This is a genomic window from Streptomyces sp. BE303 (genome assembly GCF_036290945.1).
GTDB lineage: Bacteria > Actinomycetota > Actinomycetes > Streptomycetales > Streptomycetaceae > Kitasatospora.
On sequence record NZ_JAQYWZ010000193.1, the window covers coordinates 1 to 438 of the forward strand.

Genomic DNA, 438 nt, shown 5'->3' on the forward strand with positions numbered 1-438 from the left:
CTGGGCCGTGGTGGTCGCGGGCCTTGAAGCCGAGATCGAAGACGTTGACGAGGATGCGGGTGGGCGGGGCTGGAATTCCAGCCGTCTGAGTACCAGTCACGCCTTCCACTCCCGGCTGATGGAGCCGATGTTGGAGGACTTCCGCGCCGTGGTGCGCGGGGTGCTCGGTGCCACGGGTGCTCAGTGACGGGGGGGGTGGTGTGGGTTACAAGGTTTCGGAGGTTTAGGCATGTCAGGGGGTGGTTACCGGTCGTAAGGATCAAGGAAATGGGGTGTTTTGAAGGTGAATGACCCTATTTTCAAGATCGTTGGGGGGTGGGAAGTGGTCCGGGCCACAGGGGGGGGGCTGTGAGGCCGCGCACATGGTCGACGGTGGGTGACGGTGTCTCTGCCGGGGGTGGTGGAAAGGGTGGCGGGTCACCTGCCTCCGGGTGGCCC

1 protein-coding gene is annotated in these 438 nt (G+C 64.6%); it reads left to right on the forward strand.

The annotated features are described in order from the left end of the window. On the forward strand, positions 1-187 hold a 187-nt coding region (locus tag PUR56_RS01120), incomplete at its 5' end, for a hypothetical protein (RefSeq protein ID WP_329947460.1). Positions 188-438: the final 251 nt, after the last annotated feature.